Raw genomic sequence first — 18,523 nt, forward strand, 5'->3', positions numbered from 1 at the left:
CAAGCAACGCATTCTGAACACAAGGAGGTCTTTCGGATGGTCACGGTGGAAGCGGGCGTCGACCCGTCGCCGGCATTGCTCACGGTCCTCGACGGCGTCGTCGACCTGCACTGCCACTCCGGCCCGAGCCCGTTCCCGCGGCGCCTGGACCACGTCGAGGCCTCCTACGAGGGCGCGCGGATCGGCATGCGGGCGGCGCTGGTGAAGTCCCATCACCACAACACCGTGATGGACCTGCTGGCCATGGGCCCGCGGCTGGCGGAGGCCCCGACGCCGATGTTCGGCGGGGTGGCGCTGAACTCCGAGGTCGGTGGGATGAACCCCTCGGCCGTCGCAGTGGCGATCAACATGGGTGGCAAGTGCGTCTGGGGGCCGACCGTGTCGGCCGCCCAGCACATCGAGGCGCACCGGCACGACGACGGGTTCCCGCACAACACCGGCAACCTCTACGAGCAGGAGGTGTCGGTCTTCGACGCCTCCGGTGAGGTCTCCGAGGCCACCGACCTGGTCACCCGGCTGGTCGGTGACGCCGACGTCCTGCTCACCGGCGGCCACCTGGACGGCGACTCGATGGTCGCCTTCTTCGAGACGGCGCACCGCAACGGCGTCCGGCGGATGCTCATCCACCACCCGGACTACATCATCAACGCCTCCGAGACCGCGATCGAGAAGATGATCGGCCTCGGCGCCTTCGTGGAGCACGAGCTGTCGATGTACGACCCGCGGGTGAAGGCCCCGGACTGGCCGATCGAGCAGCTCGTCGAGTGGATCCGCCGGATCGGCCCCGAGCACACGGTCATCGACTCCGACCTCGGCCAGGTGGGCAACCCGCTCCCGGTCGACGCCTACCTGCTGGTCACCCAGCAGCTGCTCGACCACGGCATCCCGGCCGACGACATCCGGCAGATGATGTGCCGCAACACCGCCTTCCTGCTGGGCCTCGAGGAGACGAACCGGTGAGGAAGGCCGAGAAGGTCGTCATCACGACCGCGGTCACCGGGTCGGTCAACGTCCCCTCGCAGAGCCCGTACCTGCCGCTGACCGCCGACCAGGTGGTCGAGGCCGCGCTCGGCGCGATCGGCGCCGGGTCCGCCGTCGTCCACCTGCACGCCCGGCACCCGGACGGCCGGCCGGCGTGGGAGCCGGAGGTGTTCGCCCAGATCGTCCCGCGGATCACCGAGGCCACCGACGCGGTCATCAACATCACCACCGGCGGCTCGTCGGCGATGACGATGGAGCAGCGGCTGGCCGGCGCGACGGCGTTCGAGCCCGAGCTCGCCTCGATGAACATGGGCTCGATGAACTTCGTGTACTCGGGGATCGCCGACCGGGTCACGCACTGGGAGCACGACTGGGAGCGCCCGTACGTGCTCAACACCTGGTCGCAGCCCTTCGTCAACACCTTCGACCGGATCGAGCACACTCTGCGCACGCTGGGCGCGACCGGCACGAGGTTCGAGTTCGAGTGCTACGACATCGGCCACCTGTACTCCCTGGCCCACTTCGTGGACAAGGGCCTGGTGCAGGCACCGCTGCTCATCCAGGGGGTGTTCGGCATCCTCGGCGGCATCGGGGCCGACCACGAGAACCTCGAGCACATGGTCCGGATCGCCGACAAGCTCTTCGGCGACGACTACTCCTTCTCCGCCTTCGCCGCCGGCCGCGACCAGATGCAGTTCGCCACCCACAGCGCCTGGCTCGGCGGGCACGTCCGGGTCGGCCTGGAGGACAGCCTCTGGCTCGGCAAGGGCCGGCTCGCGGAGAGCAACGCCCAGCAGGTCACCAAGATCCGCGCCGTCGTCGAGGACCTCGGCAAGCAGATCGCCACCCCGGACGACGCCCGTGCCCTCCTCGGGCTGCGCGGCCGCACCACCTCATCGAAGGGCAGTGCTCTCGCATGACCACCTACGCCGCCGACGACATCCGGTCGAACCTGGCCACCGCCGCACCGACCCGGACGGTCGACCCCAGCACGCCGATCCGGCCCTCGCAGTGGATCGAGTTCCTGTCCCTCCCGCCGGCCGAGACCACACCGAACGGCAGCCGCACCTGGATCGCCCGGGCGGCGAACCTGGTGATCGCCTACACCGAGGCCAGGGCCGGCGACGTCTTCCCCCGCACCGGCCAGCCCGACGAGTACGCCGTCCTGCTGTACTCCGACAGCGCACCGGTGACGGTGACCGCCGACGGCGCCACCGAGTCGGTCGCCGAGGAGGCGCTCGTCGTCGTCCCGCCCGGGGACAGCGAGGTCCGGGTCGACGCCGACGGTGTGCTGATCCGGCTGTTCTCCACGGTCGCCGACGACCTGACCGCGAGCTCGGTGAACGCTGCGGTGTACACCGAGCCCGACCCGCGGGCCGCGCCGATGGTGCCCGGGCCCGACCCGGTCGGCGGCTTCCGGCTCCGGGTCTACCGGCTCGCCGAGACGCCGATCGCCGAGGGGCGGTTCGGGCGGATCTTCCGCACCACCAACCTGATGGTGAACTTCCTCGCCGAGGAGCCCGCCCCGCGGAACGCGCAGAAGCTGTCGCCGCACACCCACGAGGACTTCGAGCAGATCTCGCTGGCCGTCAAGGGCCGGTTCGTGCACCACATCCGCTACCCGTGGGGCCCGGACTCGGCCCAGTGGCGCCCGGACGAGAACCGCGAGATCGCCACGCCGTCGATCTGCGTCATCCCGCCGCCCACGGTGCACACCACCCAGGGCGTCGGGCCGCACCAGCAGCTGATCGACCTCTTCTCCCCGCCGCGTGCGGACTTCGCGGCCTCCGGGTGGGTGCTGAACGCCGACGACTACCCGGCCCGGTGAGGACCAGCCTCTTCCGCGCCGCCCTCGCCGACGAGCGGGGACCCGCGCTCGGCACCTGGGTGAAGATCCCGGCGACGGAGACCATGGAGCTGATCGCCCTCGCCGGCCTGGACTTCGTCGTCATCGACCTGGAGCACTCCCCGCTCGACCTGGAGTCCGCCTTCCGGCTGATCGGGACGGCGCTGCACACCGGCGTCTCCCCCGTCGTCCGGGTGCCCGACCTGCACCCCGGACTCGTGCAGCGGGTGCTCGACGCCGGGGCCGAGGGCGTGATGGTGCCGCACGTCGACACCGTCGAACAGGCCCGGGCGGCGGCCGCCGCGGTCCGCTTCCCGCCGCTGGGCACCCGGGGCGTGGGGTCCACCAGCCGGGCCGGCGCCTGGGGCGCGACCCCGCTCGCGGAGTACCTGCGCTACGGCCAGCAGGAGGTGGTGCTCATCGCGCAGATCGAGAGCGCGCTGGGCGTCCGGAACGCCGGGGCCATCGCGGCCGTCGAGGGCGTGGACGCGCTGCTGGTCGGTGCGGTCGACCTCGCGGTGAGCGAGGGGAAGACGCCGGCGGACCCGGACGTCGTCGCGCTGATCGCCTCCGTGGTCGAGCAGGGCCGGACGGCGGGGGTGCCGGTCGGCAACGCCGGCGGCGCCACTGCTGCGTCGGTGCGCGCCTCTGTCGACGCCGGCTTCACCTTCACGCTGCTCAGCAACGACGCCACCCTCTTCGGCACCGCGGTGCAGGCGGCCGTCGACGCGGGCCGCACCGTGACCTTCGAACGACCTCGACAGGAGACACCATGAGTGAGCCCCGACCACCGCTGGCGGGCACGGTCGTGCTCGTCGTCGGCGCGAGCGCCGGGATCGGCGCGGACACCGCACGGGTGCTGGCCGCCGACGGCGCCAGCCTGATGCTCGTCGCCCGCAACGCGGGCCCGCTGGAGCTGCTGACCAAGGAGCTCGTGGCCGACGGGCACGACGTCGCCTGCACCACCGGTGACGTCTCCTCGGCCGGGGACGTCGCCCGGTTCGTCGACGCGACGGTCGAGCGGTTCGGCCGGCTCGACGGGGCCTTCAACAACGCCGCGATGACCCAGGCCGGCCGGCTGGACCAGGTCGCCGAGGCCGACTTCGACCAGCTCATGGCGGTGAACGTGAAAGGCACCTGGCTGTGCCTCCGCGAGGAGATCCGGGTGATGGAGCCGCAGGGATCGGGCTCGATCGTCAACGTGAGCAGCATCGGCGGTCTGCGCGGCAGCTCCGGGATGGGCGCCTACCAGGCCAGCAAGCACGCCGTCATCGGCCTCACCCGCACCGCGGCGCACGACGTCGGGCCACTCGGCATCCGGGTGAACGTGATCGCGCCCGGCCCCACCGAGACGCCGATGCTGGCCCAGACCCGGGAGGCGATCCCGGGCGGTGTCGAGGCCCGGATCGCCGCCACCCCGCTGCGCAAGGTCGGCACCGGCCCCGAGGTCGGCAACGTGGTGTCCTTCCTGGTCAGCGACCGGGCCAGCCACCTCTCCGGGGTCGTCCTGCCGGTGGACGGTGGGTTCATTGCCTGACCGCAGCGCAGGGCAGAAGGACCCCGTCCTCCTCGACCCTCGCGAGCTCGGGGCGAGCCTCGGGACGGGGCCGGAACAGATCGGGACGCTGCGGCTGCCTGCGCGGGTGCACGTCGGCTGGGGGGCGCGTGCCCAGCTGCCGGAGGTCGTCGGTCTGCACGGCCGGCGGGTGCTCGCCGTCGTCGACCCGTTCCTGGTCGGCACCGAGGTGCTCACCGGGATCGTCGACCAGCTGGCCCGTACCGGGATGGAGGTGCAGGTCTACGCCGACATCACCCCCGAGCTGCCGGTCGACACCCTGACCGCGGCCGCCGAGGTGGCCCGGGACTTCGGCGCGGACGTCGTCCTCGCGATCGGTGGCGGCAGCGCGCTGGACGCGGCCAAGGTGGTGGCGCTGCTGTCCCGCTACGGCGGGCCGCTGTCCCGCTACTACGGCGAGAACCTGGTGCCCGGCCCGGTGGTGCCGATCGTGGCGGTGCCGACGACGGCCGGCACCGGCTCCGAGGTCACCCCGGTCGCGGTCGTCTCCGACCCGGACCGGGAGCTCAAGGTGGGCATCTCCAGCCCGTTCCTGGTGCCGGCCGCCGCCGTCGTCGACCCCGAGCTGACCCTCGGCGCCCCCGCGTCGGTGACCGCCTTCTCCGGGATCGACGCCCTGGTGCACGCGGTGGAGTCCTACACCGCCCGGGAGTTGGACGTCGACTGGAGCGCTCCACAGCCGGTGTTCACCGGGCGCAACGCCCTGATCGAGCCGATCGCGCTGCAGGCCGCCGGGCACCTGGGGCCGTGGCTGCCGGTCGCCGTCCGGGAGCCCGGCAACCGGCGCGCCCGCTCCGAGGTCGCCCGCGGGGCGCTGCTCGGCGGGATCGCGTTCGGGTCGACCGGCACCCACCTGTGCCACGCGCTGCAGTACCCGATCGGCGCGCTGACCAAGACCCCGCACGGCCTGGGCACCGGGCTGATGCTGCCGTACGTCCTCGACGTGCTGCGGCGGGACGCCGACGTCGCCGCGCGGATCGCCACCCTCGGTGCGGCGCTGGAGGGCATCCCCGCCGCCGACGCCTCGGCCGAGCGCACCGTCGCCCGGGTCGTGGCGCTGAACGCGGAGATCGGGGTCCCCGCCGACCTGGCCGCCATCGGCCTGGACCGCGACCAGCTGCCGCACATCGCCGACCTCGCGCTGCGGTCCGCGCGGCTGCTGGCGATCGCGCCGATCGACCCCACCCGGGATCTGCTGCTGGAGGTCCTGGAGCACGCCCTCACCGGAACCCGCACCGATCGGAGCGACGCATGAACCTGCAGACCGACCTCTTCATCGACGGGCAGTGGCGGCCCGGTTCCGACGGCCGCCGGTTCGACGTCGTCGACCCCGCCGACTCCACGGTCATCGCGGGCTTCGCGGTCGCCACCGAGGCCGACTGCATGGCCGCCGTGGACGCCGCGGCCGCCGCGCAGGAGGGGTGGGCGGCGACCGCCCCGCGCCGGCGCAGCGAGCTGCTGCGGGCGGCCTACGACGTGCTGACCGAGGAGGTCGAGCACTTCGCCGAGCTGATGGTGCGGGAGAACGGCAAGAGCTGGTCCGACGCCATGGGCGAGGCCGGCTACGCCAAGGAGTTCTTCCGCTGGTTCGCCGAGGAGGCCGTGCGGGTGCCGGGTGACTACCGGCTCTCCCCCGCCGGTGACAAGCGGATCGTGGTCGACCGTCAGCCGATCGGCGTCTCGCTGATGATCACCCCGTGGAACTTCCCGGCCGCGATGGCGACCCGCAAGCTCGCCCCGGCACTCGCGGCCGGCTGTACGACCATCCTCAAGCCCGCCCGCGAGACCCCGCTGACCGCCGCCTACGTCGTCGACGTGCTGCACCGCGTCGGGGTCCCGCGCGGCGTGGTCAACCTGGTGACGCCGATGCCCACCGGCCCGCTGGTGAAGGCGATGCTCGACCGCCCGGAGGTGCGGAAGCTGTCGTTCACCGGGTCGACCGAGGTCGGCCGCGAGCTGCTGCACGCCTGCGCCGACCGGGTGGTCAGCGCCTCGATGGAGCTGGGCGGCAACGCGCCGCTGATCGTGCTGCCCGGCGCCGACCTCGACGTGACCGTGGAGGGCGCGCTGTTGGCGAAGATGCGCAACGGCGGCTCGGCCTGCACCGCGGCCAACCGCTTCTACGTGCACAGCTCGCTGCACGACGAGTTCGTCGCCCGGATGGACACCGCGCTGGGGAAGGTCGCCGTCGGGCCGGGGCTGGACCGGGCCAACGACCTCGGCGCCCTGGTCTCGGTGCACGAGCGGGACAAGGTGGCGAGCCTGGTCGACGGCGCCGTGGCCGACGGGGCGACCGTCGTCCGCGGGGGCACGTCCTCCGCCGAGGGCGCGTTCTACGACGCGACGCTGCTCACCGACGTGGTGCACGGCTCGGCGATCACGACGACGGAGATCTTCGGCCCGGTGACCGCGGTGGTCCGCTTCGACGACGTGGACGACGCCGTCCGGATGGCCAACGACACGATCTACGGACTGATGGCCTACGTGTTCGGCGAGGAGCGGGAGGCGATGGCCGTGGCCCGTCGGCTGGAGGCCGGGATGGTCGCGGTGAACCGCGGCGTGGTCAGCGACCCGGCGGCCCCGTTCGGCGGCGTCAAGCAGAGCGGACTGGGCCGCGAGGGAAGCTCCGAGGGCATCCTGGAGTTCCTCGAGGAGAAGTACATCGCCCTGACGGCCTGAGCTCCCCGCCGTGGTGCGGTGATGTGCACGGAGGGCGGGTTCCCGACCGGGAACCCGCCCTCTCCGCACATCACCACCCGGACACCCCTCGCCTGGGTGGGCTCCCCGACAGGTGCCGAGCCACGGGGACGGCGTCGGTTATCGTCGGTGCAGACTTTGAAATCCGTGTGTAACAACCTGCGGCCGGCGTTCCCGGTGTGAGCAAGGCGGCACGCCCTACCCGCAGCAGAGGTCATGTTCCACACGCGCTCTCCCCGCACCGAGCTCATCCGGCACGCCGGGTTCTCCTACTTCCCGCTCGCCTTCATCGCACGGCTCCCGTTCGCGATGATGGTGGTCGGCGTCCTGACCCTCGTCGTCGCCGAGCGCGGCTCGGTGACCCTCGGTGGGCTCAACTCCGCCGCCGCCGGCATCGGCACCGCCCTCGCCGGCCCGCTGCTCGGCGCGGCCGCCGACCGGCTCGGCCAGCGTCGGGTGCTCGTCCCGGTCGGGCTGGTCAACGCCACCCTGCTCGGCGCCTTCCCGTTCGTCGTCGCCAGCAGCACCCCGGCCCTCGCCCTGCTCGCGATGTCGGTGCTGATCGGCGCCTCGGCGCCGCAGATCGCCCCGATGTCGCGGACCCGGCTGGTCGCCATCATCAAGCGGTCGGTCCAGCGCAACCAGCGTGCGCGGGTGCTGAACGGGACGATGGCCTACGAGTCCGCCGCCGACGAGACCGTCTTCATCGTCGGCCCCTTCCTCGTCGGTCTGCTCGCCACCGCCGTCGCCCCCTGGCTGGCGATCGCCGGGGCGTCGGCGCTGACGTTCGTCTTCGTCACCTGGTTCGCGCTGCACCCCACCGGGCGGCTGCACCCCGGGGCGCAGGACGCCCGCCACGAGCAGGCGCCGGCCCGGGAGCTCGCCCGCTTCCCGCTGGTCACCGTGGTGACCGGCACGCTCGGCATCGGCCTCTTCTTCGGCGCCACGCTCACCTCGCTCACCGGCTACCTCGCCGCCGACGGCAGCGGCGACCGGGCCGGACTGCTCTACGGCGTCATGGGCATCGGGTCGGCTGCGCTGGCGCTGGGGTCGGCGGCCTTCCCGGAGCGGTTCAGCCTGCGGGCGCGGTGGCTGGTGTTCGGGTCGCTGATGCTCGCCGCCGCGATCCTCTACGCCACCGCCCGGTCGGAGCTCACGCTGGTCGTGGCCCTCGCCGTCCTCGGCTGTGGCATCGGGCCGACGCTGGTCAGCCAGTACAGCCTCGCCGCGAAGTTCAGCCCGCTCGGCCGTTCGGCGACCACGATGACGCTGCTCGGGTCCGCCGTCGTCGTCGGCCAGGCGGTCTCCTCGGCCGTCACCGGCGTCGTCGTCGACCAGCTCGGCGCCGACACCGCGCTCGTGCTCCCCGCCGTCGCCGCCGCGATCGTGGTCGCCGCCGGCCTCGCCCACACCACCTCGACCCCGGACGTCGTCCACCAGCCGGAGCGTGAGCTCGTCCCCGCCTGATCCCCGCTCGTTCCACCAAAATGGCCATTTTGGTGGTTGGGGAACGGAGCGCCGATGCCCGCCTGAGGGGCCAAGACCGCGATCTTGGCCCCTGGGAGACTGCCGGGCGTGGACCTCGAGGCCTTCTACCTGCCGCTCGGTGACAACCGCTTCTCCCCCACCCGGGCCACCGAGAGCCCCTGGGAGACCAGCGCCCAGCACGGCGGGCCGCCGTCTGCGCTGCTGGCGCACCTGGCGACCGCCGCCGCGGGTGAGCACCTGCGCGCCGCGCGGGTCAGCGTCGACTTCTTCGGCGCCATCCCCCGCCGGGAGCTGACCGTCGAGGTCTCCCCCGTCCGCCCGGGCCGGCGGATCGACCTCACGGAGGCCGCGATGACCGTCGAGGGTCGCACCGTCGCCGTCGCCCGGGTCTGGTCGATCGCCACCGGGCCGACGCCGCCGGTGGTCACCGAGCTGACCCCGCCGCCCGCCGTCCCCGAGGTCTCCAGCCACTTCCTGCCGCACCTGCCCGACTGGGGCTTCGGACAGGCCCTCGACTGGCGCTACACCGCCGGCTCACCGGACGAGGCAGGCCCGGCCGACGTCTGGACCCGGGTCCTGGTCCCGCTCATCGCCGGCCAGCAGCTCACCGGGCTGGACCGCATGCTGGTCGCCGCCGATGCCGCCAACGGCATCTCCGCCGAGCTGCCGATCAGCAGCTGGCTGTCCATCCCGCCGGGCATGACCACCCACCTGACCCGCGAGCCGGACGGCGAGTGGGTACACCTCTCCGCCCGCAGCTCGATCGCGGCCGACGGCATCGGGCTGTGCCTCGGCACGCTGTCCGACGCCGCCGGCGAGATCGGCCAGGTCGCCCAGCCACTGCTCGTACGCGAACGCTGACCTGAGGAGTGCGCGCCGCCTTATTCTCACTTCGCCCCAGAAGTGAGAACAAGGAACTAGACGCCGAGGTGCGCCAGGGCCTGCAGCAGCAGGTGGCTCTGCCCGTTCGCCAGCTCGGCCAGCAGCGTGGGCTCCCGGACCTCGGCAGGGGTGAACCAGGTCAGCTCCAGCGCGTCTTGCTGCGGCGCGCAGTCACCCTCGACCGGGACGACGTAGGCCAGCGACACCGCGTGCTGCCGCGGGTCGTGGAACGGCGTCACCCCCGGCGTCGGGAAGTACTCGGCGATGGTGAACGGCTGCGGCGCGGGCGGCACCCGGGGCAGCGCCAGCGGGCCGAGGTCCTTCTCCAGGTGCCGGAGCAGCGCCGACCGCACCCGCTCGTGGTAGAGCACCCGACCCGACACCAACGCCCGCTTGACCAGCCCGTCGCTGCCGGCCCGCAGCAGCAGACCGACCGAGGTCACCACTCCCTGGTCGTCGACCCGCACCGGCACCGCATCGACGTAGAGGATGGGCAGCCGCTCGCGCGCGGCGTCCATCTCCTCCCCGGAGAGCCAGCCAGCGTCGTTCCTCGTCGTCGCCTCCGTCATGGGTCACTGTCTAACCGATGCGGGTCCGGCAGCGTCGCGGCGGGTTCCCGTGGCGCGTCGCACGGTCACGGCCGGAGCCCGGACTGCCGAGTACCGATTGCATGAGCACCCGGACCGACGCGCTCGACAGCTGGCTCGCCGACCTGACCGGCGGCGAGACGTCGATGCGCCGGCTGCGCAAGCGGCTGACCGAGGAGGGCACCCTGACCACCGAGCCGTGCCCCACCTGCCAGCACCCGGCCACCGCAGACGTCCCGCACACCGGCCATGAGGTCGCCGAGCCCGTCAGCTGAGCCAGCTCAGCGCCCCCGGCTGACGACCTCCTCGAACTGGGCCGGCGTCAGCGGCGGCCCGGGCAGCTCGCCGTCGGTCGGGCGCAGGCCGTCCAGCGCCATCGTCACCACCCGCCGCCAGATCCCCGGGGCGACGTCCCGCGACCGCGCGGTGACCTCGCCGACCATCACCGGGATCAGCGCGACGTCCAGCGCGGTCACCTCCGGCCGCACCTGCCCGCGCTCCTTCGCCCGGTCGAGCAGCGCCCCGACCACCGGTGCGATCCGGGACGTCGCCGCCCCGGCCCGGGCCCGCGCCTGCGGCCCCAGCATGAACTCCTGCAGCCCCCGGTCGGCGGCCTGCATCTCGACCACCTGCACCAGGAACCGCCGCAGCCCCTGCTCCGGGTCCTCGGCCGCGAGCGCCTCGTCGGCGAGCCGGCCGACGAGGGCGAGCTGGTCCTCGAACAGGGCCAGCATCAGGTCCTCGCGGGTCGGGAAGCGCCGGTAGACCGTGCCCACCCCGACGTCGGCAGCGCGGGCCACCTCGTTGTGCGTGACGGCCCGGCCGGTCTCGGCGAACAGCCGCCGCGCCGCGGCGAGGACGCGCTCGCGGTTGCGCGCGGCGTCCCGGCGCAGCGGCGTCGACCCGGTCATCGCGCGGCGAGCACCTCCCGTGCCGTCGTCCAGTCCCGCGGACCGTAGCGGTCGTTGTCCAGCGGGCCCAGCTCGGCGTCCCCGCTGAACATGCTGTGCAGGTACTGCATCCCCTGCCACACCGGGAACGGCGCCTCGTCGTCCCGGGAGACCGCGCGACCCACCTTGGCCATCCCGGCCACCAGGGCGGGCGGGCCGGCCCAGGTCGGCCGGAACCGCCGGCCGGTCAGCTCGGTCATCGTCGTGGCCAGCTGCCGGGCGGTGACGGTGTCGCCGGCGATCTCCAGGTACCGCGGGGAGGCGTCGTCCAGGGCGGCGTCGGCGGTGAACGCGGCGGTGTCGTCCTTGGTGGTGAAGTCCAGCGGCTGGTCGGCGTCGCCCCAGTACAGGACCCGATCCCGGCCGGACAGCACGATCGGCGCCTGGCCGGTGAGCAGGTCGGCGAAGGCGCCGTTGAGCACCGACGTCGCCCGGATCGGTGCGCGGTCGAGCACCCGGGCGAAGTCGCGGCGGAGCTCGAAGTTCCGGTTGGACCCGGGCGCCACCCGCCGGTAGTCGGCGGAGAAGTCCGAGGGGACGAACCGGGGGACGCCGGCGGCCACCGCGGCCTCCAGCAGCCGGGTCTGCAGCCCGACCATCACGTCCCGCAGCCCGTTGAGGGTGGAGACGACGACGTCGGCCCCCTCGCTGGCCCGCTGCAGGTCGGCCGGGTCGTCGTGGTCGGCCTCGACGACGGTGGCGCCGAGCCCGGCCAGCCGGGCGGTCTTCTCCGGACCGGCGCCGGCCCGGACGAGTGCCCGGACGTCGGCTCCTCTCGCGACCAGGGCCCGGATCGTGCGGGCACCGAGGTCACCACTGGCGCCGGCGAGCAGGACTGTGGTCATGCGGGTCTCCTCGAACCAAGGAAACGGATCAGGTTGTCCGTTTCGTGGTCGACAGTAGACTCCGCCTCTCCCAGCCCGTCAGGCCGCGACCGGGCGCAGCGCCGCGATCAGCTCCGCCACCGGCTGCGGCCGGCCGAACAGCCAGCCCTGGGCCAGCGGGCAGCCCAGCTCGGTGAGGGTCTGGGCCTGCTCGGCCGTCTCGACGCCCTCGGCGATCAGCAGCAGCTCCAACGCGTCGGCCAGCGCCATCACGCTGCGCAGCAGCCGGCCCCGCCGGCTGGACGTGGTGATCGTGGAGACGAAGGAGTTGTCCAGCTTGAGGTAGTCGGTGGGCAGCGTGTCCAGCCGGGACAGCGCCGACCAGCCGGTGCCGAAGTCGTCGATCGCCACCTGCAGCCCGTGCTCCCGGAGCACGTGCAGCGCGCGCACCGAGCGGGTCGACTCCGCCTCGACCAGGCTCTCGGTCACCTCCACCACGGTCTGCTCGGCCGGCCAACCCGTCTCGGCAAGCGTGGCGAGCACCCGTGCCGGGAACGCCTCGTCGTCCAGCTCCAGACCGGACACGTTGACCGTCAGGAACAGCCGGCGGCCGGTCGCCGCGCACAGTGCCTGCGCGTCGCGGCACGCCGCCGCCCAGACGACCGCACCCAGCTCCCCGATCAGCCCCTCCCGCTCGGCGACCGGGACGAACTCCGCCGGCGTCACCGGCCCCCGCTCGGCGTGGTCCCAGCGCACCAGCGCCTCGACTCCCGCCATCTCCCCGTCGGCCAGGGACACGATCGGCTGGAAGTGCACGTGCAGCGCACCGGAGGCGCGGTCGGCCAGCGCGGCCGCCAGGTCGCGGCCCAGCGGGCTCCGGCCGCCGGCGTCCAACTCGCTGCGCCCGCGGCCCAGCGACTTGACCCGGTACAGCGCCGAGTCCGCCCGCCGCATCAGCGCGGCCGGCGAGTCCTCCGGCTCCATCCCCGCCACCCCGACGGACGTGCCGATCCGGGGCAGCGCGGCACGCAGCCGCTCCGCGACCCCCAGCGCCGCCTCGCCGTCCAGCCCGGGCAGCAGCAGCGAGAACTCATCGCCGCCGTGCCGGGCGAGGACGGCGCCCGACGGCAGCATCGGCGTCCAGGTGGCCGCCACCGTGCGGAGCAGCTCGTCGCCGGCCGCGTGCCCGCGCGAGTCGTTGACCGCCTTGAAGTGGTCCAGGTCGAACAGCGCCGCCGACAGCGGCTCGCCGCTGCGCAGCGCCCCGCGCACGGCGACCTCAAGGGCCTCGTCGAAGCCCCGCCGGTTCACCAGCCCGGTCAGTGCGTCCTCGTGCGCGCTGGCGGCCCGGCGCGCCAGGACGGCGATCGCCCCGGCCGAGCCGAGCACGAGCAGGCCGAGGACGGCGGCCGCACCGGCCGGCACGTCACCCCGCAGCACGACGACGACCGTGCCGATGACCAGCAGCTCGCCCAGGAAACCGACGGCCCAGGCCAGCGCGAAGAAGAGGAAGGCGTTCATCGACGCGAACGCCATCAGCGCAAGCACGGCCACCGCACCGGTCGCCGAAGGCGAGGCCAGCGCGAACACCCCGATGCCGACGGAGCCCACGGCGAGCAGCCACCGGTAGGCGGCCATCGGCACCCGGCTGCCCCAGCGCATGACCACCAGGCCCAGCACCGCGGTGGCCGGCCCAAGGGTGATGGCCGCGGGATGGAAACCGGTCAACCCACCCGGCGTGCCCAGCACCAGGGCGACCGCCGCCAGTCCGCCGACCGCGGTCAGCAGCCCGGCGATCCGGGCAACCACGCGTGGCGTGGCCAGCTCCGGCGCCATTCCGCTGATCTGCATGACGCACCATCGAACACCTGGTTCCGGAACTGGACGGTCAGCCGGTCGAGAACGGCCCGGATTCCCTCCCGGGGGTGACCGGCGACCAGCCCAGCGCCGGGCCGAGGTGCTGGGCCATGTCGGTGAGGATCTGCACGTAGTCGTCGTGCTCGAAGCTGAACGGCAGCGCGATGACCACCTCGGTCACCTCGCGGAACCCGGCGTGGGCGTAGAGCTGCTCGGCGATCTGCTCCGACGTCCCGACCAGGTCCGGGGCGAACATCAGCCGGGCCGGGCCCTGCGGGGTCGCCGTCCGCGGCAGCCGGGCCTCGACGTAGGCGGCGTACCTCTCCCGCTGCTCCGCCGACGCCGAGTCGGTCGGGATGACCACCAGCCCCTGCGACGCCCGCCCGGCCGGGTTGGCGGCCCGGAACGCCTGCAGCTGGGCGGCCTGCTCGGTGGCGAAGTCCTCGGACGACTCCGCCTTCACCACCGACGAGCTCAGGAAGTGCAGCCCGTTCTCCCCGGCCCAGACCGCCGACCGCAGCGACGCGCCGCCGTACCAGAGCCGCGACCGCAGCCCCGGCGAGTGCGGCTGCACCCGGTCCGACCACTCCTCCACCACGCCCTCCCGACCGGCGAACGTCGACGCCGGCGCACCCTCGACGAAGCGCAGCAGCCGGGCCACCCGCTCGTAGGAGAAGTCCTCGACGTCGGCGGTGTCCGGGTAGAGCGCGGCACGGACGTCGTCCCAGTGCATCGGCGGGCCGACGGAGAACCCGGGGTTCAGCCGGCCACCGCTGAGCACGTCGACCGTGGCGAGGTCCTCGGCCAGCCGGAGCGGGTTCTCCCACGCCAGCGGGATCACCGCCGTCCCCAGCTCGATCCGGGACGTGCGCTGGGTGGCCGCCGCCAGCACCGCGACCGGGGAGGAGATGCCGTACTGCAGGTGCCGGTTGCGCAACCAGGCGCTGTCGAACCCCAGCTGCTCCCCCAGCTCGATCACCCGCAGCGTCGACTCGTGCCCGCCGCGCGGATCGGCCTCGTCGAACAGGCCGATGGTCAGGAAACCCAGCTTCTCCAACGGCACCCCGGGCGATGGCATGCACCGATCAGATCAGACCCGGGAACGCAGACCGCCGACCCGGGCGGACCCGGATCGGCGGTCAGGTGGAGCAGCGGGTCAGCGGTCCTCGGCCAGTGGCTGGAGCAGCTCGGCGGCCGGCCGGGGCGCCGGCACCGACGACGTCCCGTAGAGGCTGACGCCGGACGGCGCAGCCATCATCGCCTCGAGCTCGCCGGTGTCCAGCGTCGGCTCGATCGTCTCCAGCGTCGGCTCGATGAGCTCCGGCTCCGCCACGGCGGGACGGCGACCGGCGATCCGCCGGGCCAGGCCGCGCAGCGAGCGGGCCTCCTTGCGCCGGGCCTTGCGCTCGGCCGCCCGGGCGGCCTCCTCGCGGGCGGCGAGCTCGCGGTCCAGGATCTCCCGCGCCATCCGGTCGGTCTCCGCGGCCACGATCAGGTCGGCCCGCGCCTGCTGGGCCCGCTGCCGGCCGTCGCGGCGGATCTCCTCGGCCCCGACCTCCTCGTCGTCGCGCACCTTCACCAGCCGGTCGTAGGCGGTCGGCGGGGCGAAGTTGAGCAGCGCCTTCATCAGCACCGGCAGGATCTCCACGCTCAGGAAGAGCAGGAACAGCATCACGTGGGCGATGTGGGCCATCGGCCGCTCCTCCGACAGCCGGTCGATCGCCTCCAGCCGGGCCAGGATGCCGTCGCTCTGGCTGTTCTCCGCGTCGAACGCCGCCTGCTCGGCCAGCCGCGCGTCGCTCAGCCGGTTCAGTTCGGCCTGGTCGGTCACCAGCGCGGCCTTGGCCAGCGCCACGCCGCGGGCGGCGGCACCGACGGCGTCCTTCTCGGCGGTGGTGCGGGTCTGCTGCAGCGCCGCCTCGGCGGCGTCGAGCTCGGCCTTCGCCGTCTCCCGCACCGCCGCCTGCTGACCGGCCGCCGCCGCGGCGGCGAAGTACGCCGCGCCCTGGCCCTCGTCGCCGGAGCCACAGGTGCCGTCGAGCTCGCACTGCGCCTTGGCCTGGAGTTCGTCGAACCGGCCCGACGCCGCGTCGTACACGGTCTTCTTGCTGTCCCGCTCCGCCTCCGCCGCCGCCACCCGCGGGTCGGCGTTCGGATCGGTCGCGCCGCCACTGGCGACGACGGCCTGGTCCTCGGCGATCGACTGGGTGAGCACCGGGATCTGCGCGTAGCGGGCGTCGGCGTCCAGCTCGTCGGTGAACTCCTCGGCCGCCTCCGCCTGCAATGTCACGATCGTGGCGTCGACCTCCTTGCTGAACACCTGCAGCGTCAGCGGCGTGGAGATCACCGTGCCGAGGACGACGGCCAGCGCCAGCCGCGGCAGGGCCAGCCCGAGGTTGCGGCGCCAGGAGGAGTCGTGCGCCATCCCGACCAGCAGCATCCGGTCCAGGTTGAGGATCACCAGCCCCCAGCCGAGGCCGATCAGGACGGCGATCCCCCACCAGGCGCCCAGCGCCATGTGCACGGCGAACGCCATCGACAGCGCGGCCAGTGCACCGGTGCTGACCAGCACGCCACCGAGGGCGACGTACTTGCTGCGCGCGCCGGGGGCGACCCGGAGCAGATCGAGCCGGGCGCCGGCCAGCACGGCCAACCGATCGCCGGCAGAACGGGGGCGGGACCTCATCCGTGGATTCCTCTCGCAGAACGACCAAGAGAGGTATCGGTCGCCCACGACCGAGCCGGTACCGGTCAGCGACTGTGAGTCATCTCCGGCAGCCGGGACACCACGTAACGGCACCGTCACGTCTCGGACACCGCTGCCGCACACGCAGAGGGTGAGGTCTCCCTCGAGGACGCACAGCGCGCTCTCCGTCCGCCCGCCGCCCCGCGGCCGGCCACGTCGGCCTCGAAGGAGATCCATGAGCCCCCAGCTCGTCCGGCGCGCGATCGCCGGCACCGTCGCAGCCACCACCCTGATGGGCCTGGCTGCCTGTTCGTCCGACTCCGCCGGGGCCGGCGGCAGCGACGACGGGGGCACCGAGACCGTCACGATCGGGACGCTGCGCGGCCAGCCGCACTTCTACGCCCCGTTCCTCTACGAGGAGTACGCGCCCGAGGGGGTGGAGTTCGAGGTCGTCGTCCTGGACACCGCCCCGTCACTGACCGACGCCGTCATCTCCGGCGCCGTGGACTTCGCGATCACCGGTGTCGTCGCGACGGTCGCCTCGGTCGCGCAGGACCGCGACATCACCGTGGTCGCCTCCGCGGCCGACGGCGGTTTCGGCTTCATCGGCGGCGAGGGCATCGATACCGTGGCCGACCTGACCGGCACGACGGTCGGCTACATCCAGGGCAGCGCCCCGGAGATCGCGATGCGGCTGATCCTGGAGGAGAACGGCATCGACCCGAGCAGCCTGGAGCTGATCGCCGTCCCGCCGCCGGAGATGGCCTCGGCCCTGGGCAGCGGCTCGATCGACGCCTTCTTCGGCACCGAGATCGCCGTCTCGCTCGCCACCGCCGCCGGCGCCAACGAGCTCACCGACCCCTACGCCACCCCGATCGGCCGGGTGAACCTCGGCCTCACCACCACCGGTGCGCTGATCGAGGAGAACCCGGAACTGGTGCAGCAGGTCGTCGACACCCACGCGGAGACCACCGAGTACATGGCCGACAACGTCGACGAGTGGCTGCCGGAGATGGTCGCCGAGTTCGGTGGCGACCAGGGCGTCTTCGAGTCGGCGCTGGACAACTTCTGGCTGCGCGCCGACCTGAGCGAGGAGTACCAGACCCAGGTCGAGGCGCTGGCCGAGGCGATGGTCGGGCTCGGGGTCATCGACACCGCCCCGACCGCCGCCGACCTCGTCGACACCTCCTTCGCCCCGTCCGCCTGAGCACCCGGGGCGCCGGCGCACCCGCGCCGGCGCCCCTCCCGCCCTGCGGGAGGAGAGGACACCCATGACCACCACCGACGCCGGCACCGTCCCCGTCGCGGCCGCCGCCCCCACGGTGCCCGACGCCCCGCCCCGGCGCGGGCGGTTGCGCACCGTGCTGCTCGGCCTGCCCGTGCCGCTGCTGTTCCTGGTGCTCTGGCACCTCGGCCGGGCGCAGGAGTGGGAGCTGCCGCTGGGCATCCGGATGGGCTTCCTGCCCTACCCCGCCGACGTCGCCGCCGGGCTGGTGAACTACGTCGCCGGCACCCGGGACGACGCGTTCAGCAGCCTGCTGTGGGAGGACCTGCCGGCCAGCGCGCTGCGCGTCGTCTCCGGCTTCGTCCTGGCCACGCTGATCGCCGTGCCGCTCGGCGTGCTGATGGGCCGGTTCTCGACGGCCAACTCGCTGTTCGACCCGATGATCAACCTGTTCCGGCCGATCCCGGCGACCGCCTGGGTGCCGCTGGTCGCGCTGCTCATCGGCTACGGCGACCAGGCCTCGATCTTCCTGATCACGCTGTCCGCCTTCTTCCCGATCGTGCTGGGCACCATCAGCGGCGCCCGGCAGGTGCCCGAACGGCTGCTGGAGGCCGCCCGGATGCTGGGCACCTCCGGCGTCGGCACGTTGCTGCGGGTGGTGCTGCCGGCCGCCGCGCCCGCGATCGTCAACGGCATGCGGGTCGGTCTCGGGCTGGCCTGGGTGATCCTCGTGCTCAGCGAGACCACCGGCGTCCCGACCGGTCTGGGTTCGACGATCTTCCTGGCCCGCGACGTGGTGCAGACCGACCAGATCGTCGTCGGGATGATCTGCATCGCCGTCGCCGGCTTCCTCTCCGACCGGTTGCTGACGCTCTTCTTCCGCGTCCTGTTCCGCGACCGCCCGCTGATCAAGTAGGAGCCGAC

Annotated in this window: 18 protein-coding genes; 12 read left to right on the forward strand and 6 right to left on the reverse strand. The window is 73.3% G+C overall.

The window, feature by feature from the left end:
* Nucleotides 1-36 precede the first annotated feature (36 nt).
* The 9 genes from O2V61_RS21170 (at nt 37) to O2V61_RS21210 (ending at nt 9,449) form a co-directional block, all read left to right on the forward strand.
* Nucleotides 37-960: a DUF6282 family protein gene (locus O2V61_RS21170; protein WP_269185242.1), complete on the forward strand. Its 924-nt coding sequence runs from the start codon at nt 37-39 to the stop codon at nt 958-960.
* The gene (locus O2V61_RS21175) at nt 957-1,901 is read left to right on the forward strand and encodes a 3-keto-5-aminohexanoate cleavage protein (protein ID WP_269185243.1); all 945 of its coding nucleotides are present in this window, start codon (nt 957-959) and stop codon (nt 1,899-1,901) included. The genes O2V61_RS21170 and O2V61_RS21175 overlap by 4 nt, the downstream gene beginning before the upstream one ends.
* Nucleotides 1,898-2,809 (forward strand): hypothetical protein, encoded by a 912-nt coding sequence (locus O2V61_RS21180; protein WP_269185244.1) that lies wholly within the window; start codon nt 1,898-1,900, stop codon nt 2,807-2,809. Before O2V61_RS21175 ends, O2V61_RS21180 begins: the two co-directional genes overlap by 4 nt.
* The gene (locus tag O2V61_RS21185) at nt 2,806-3,603 is read left to right on the forward strand and encodes an HpcH/HpaI aldolase family protein (RefSeq protein ID WP_269185245.1); all 798 of its coding nucleotides are present in this window, start codon (nt 2,806-2,808) and stop codon (nt 3,601-3,603) included. Before O2V61_RS21180 ends, O2V61_RS21185 begins: the two co-directional genes overlap by 4 nt.
* Entirely contained in the window at nt 3,600-4,364 is a 765-nt protein-coding gene (locus O2V61_RS21190) for an SDR family NAD(P)-dependent oxidoreductase (protein WP_269185246.1), read from the forward strand. The genes O2V61_RS21185 and O2V61_RS21190 overlap by 4 nt, the downstream gene beginning before the upstream one ends.
* Nucleotides 4,357-5,658 (forward strand): iron-containing alcohol dehydrogenase, encoded by a 1,302-nt coding sequence (locus O2V61_RS21195; RefSeq protein WP_269185247.1) that lies wholly within the window; start codon nt 4,357-4,359, stop codon nt 5,656-5,658. The genes O2V61_RS21190 and O2V61_RS21195 overlap by 8 nt, the downstream gene beginning before the upstream one ends.
* A complete protein-coding gene (locus O2V61_RS21200; RefSeq protein WP_269185248.1) occupies nt 5,655-7,082 on the forward strand; it encodes an NAD-dependent succinate-semialdehyde dehydrogenase in 1,428 nt (475 codons plus the stop codon). Before O2V61_RS21195 ends, O2V61_RS21200 begins: the two co-directional genes overlap by 4 nt.
* A gap of 234 nt (nt 7,083-7,316) precedes the next feature.
* Nucleotides 7,317-8,567: an MFS transporter gene (locus O2V61_RS21205; RefSeq protein ID WP_269185249.1), complete on the forward strand. Its 1,251-nt coding sequence runs from the start codon at nt 7,317-7,319 to the stop codon at nt 8,565-8,567.
* Between the two features lie 108 nt (nt 8,568-8,675).
* The gene (locus O2V61_RS21210; protein WP_269185250.1) at nt 8,676-9,449 is read left to right on the forward strand and encodes a thioesterase family protein; all 774 of its coding nucleotides are present in this window, start codon (nt 8,676-8,678) and stop codon (nt 9,447-9,449) included.
* Nucleotides 9,450-9,505: 56 nt separating this feature from the next.
* On the opposite strand, the gene O2V61_RS21215 is transcribed toward O2V61_RS21210, so the two are convergent.
* Nucleotides 9,506-10,039, reverse strand: coding sequence for an NUDIX hydrolase family protein (locus O2V61_RS21215; protein ID WP_269185251.1), 534 nt, complete (start codon nt 10,037-10,039; stop codon nt 9,506-9,508).
* Nucleotides 10,040-10,140: 101 nt separating this feature from the next.
* On the opposite strand from O2V61_RS21215, the gene O2V61_RS21220 reads away from it, so the two are divergent.
* Nucleotides 10,141-10,332: a hypothetical protein gene (locus tag O2V61_RS21220; protein WP_269185252.1), complete on the forward strand. Its 192-nt coding sequence runs from the start codon at nt 10,141-10,143 to the stop codon at nt 10,330-10,332.
* Between the two features lie 6 nt (nt 10,333-10,338).
* Here the strand turns inward: O2V61_RS21220 and O2V61_RS21225 are convergent, their stop codons facing one another.
* The 5 genes from O2V61_RS21225 to O2V61_RS21245 all read right to left on the reverse strand — a co-directional run bounded on the left by O2V61_RS21225 (nt 10,339) and on the right by O2V61_RS21245 (nt 16,374).
* On the reverse strand, nt 10,339-10,968 hold the full coding sequence (locus O2V61_RS21225) for a TetR/AcrR family transcriptional regulator (RefSeq protein ID WP_269185253.1): 630 nt from the start codon (nt 10,966-10,968) through the stop codon (nt 10,339-10,341).
* Nucleotides 10,965-11,852, reverse strand: coding sequence for an NmrA family NAD(P)-binding protein (locus O2V61_RS21230; protein ID WP_269185254.1), 888 nt, complete (start codon nt 11,850-11,852; stop codon nt 10,965-10,967). Before O2V61_RS21230 ends, O2V61_RS21225 begins: the two co-directional genes overlap by 4 nt.
* A gap of 78 nt (nt 11,853-11,930) precedes the next feature.
* Nucleotides 11,931-13,682, reverse strand: a complete 1,752-nt coding sequence (locus O2V61_RS21235; RefSeq protein WP_269185255.1) for a putative bifunctional diguanylate cyclase/phosphodiesterase — start codon at nt 13,680-13,682, stop codon at nt 11,931-11,933.
* Nucleotides 13,683-13,719: 37 nt separating this feature from the next.
* Complete coding sequence (locus O2V61_RS21240) at nt 13,720-14,766, reverse strand: LLM class flavin-dependent oxidoreductase (RefSeq protein ID WP_269185256.1); 1,047 nt, start codon at nt 14,764-14,766, stop codon at nt 13,720-13,722.
* A 78-nt stretch (nt 14,767-14,844) separates the two neighbouring features.
* A complete protein-coding gene (locus O2V61_RS21245) occupies nt 14,845-16,374 on the reverse strand; it encodes a DUF4407 domain-containing protein (protein WP_269185257.1) in 1,530 nt (509 codons plus the stop codon).
* Between the two features lie 235 nt (nt 16,375-16,609).
* On the opposite strand from O2V61_RS21245, the gene O2V61_RS21250 reads away from it, so the two are divergent.
* Together O2V61_RS21250 and O2V61_RS21255 are read left to right on the forward strand one after the other, a co-directional pair.
* A complete protein-coding gene (locus O2V61_RS21250) occupies nt 16,610-17,581 on the forward strand; it encodes an ABC transporter substrate-binding protein (protein WP_269185258.1) in 972 nt (323 codons plus the stop codon).
* A gap of 64 nt (nt 17,582-17,645) precedes the next feature.
* A complete protein-coding gene (locus O2V61_RS21255) occupies nt 17,646-18,515 on the forward strand; it encodes an ABC transporter permease (protein WP_269185259.1) in 870 nt (289 codons plus the stop codon).
* Nucleotides 18,516-18,523 lie beyond the last annotated feature (8 nt).

Source organism: Modestobacter sp. VKM Ac-2985 (assembly GCF_026967925.1).
Lineage (GTDB): Bacteria > Actinomycetota > Actinomycetes > Mycobacteriales > Geodermatophilaceae > Modestobacter.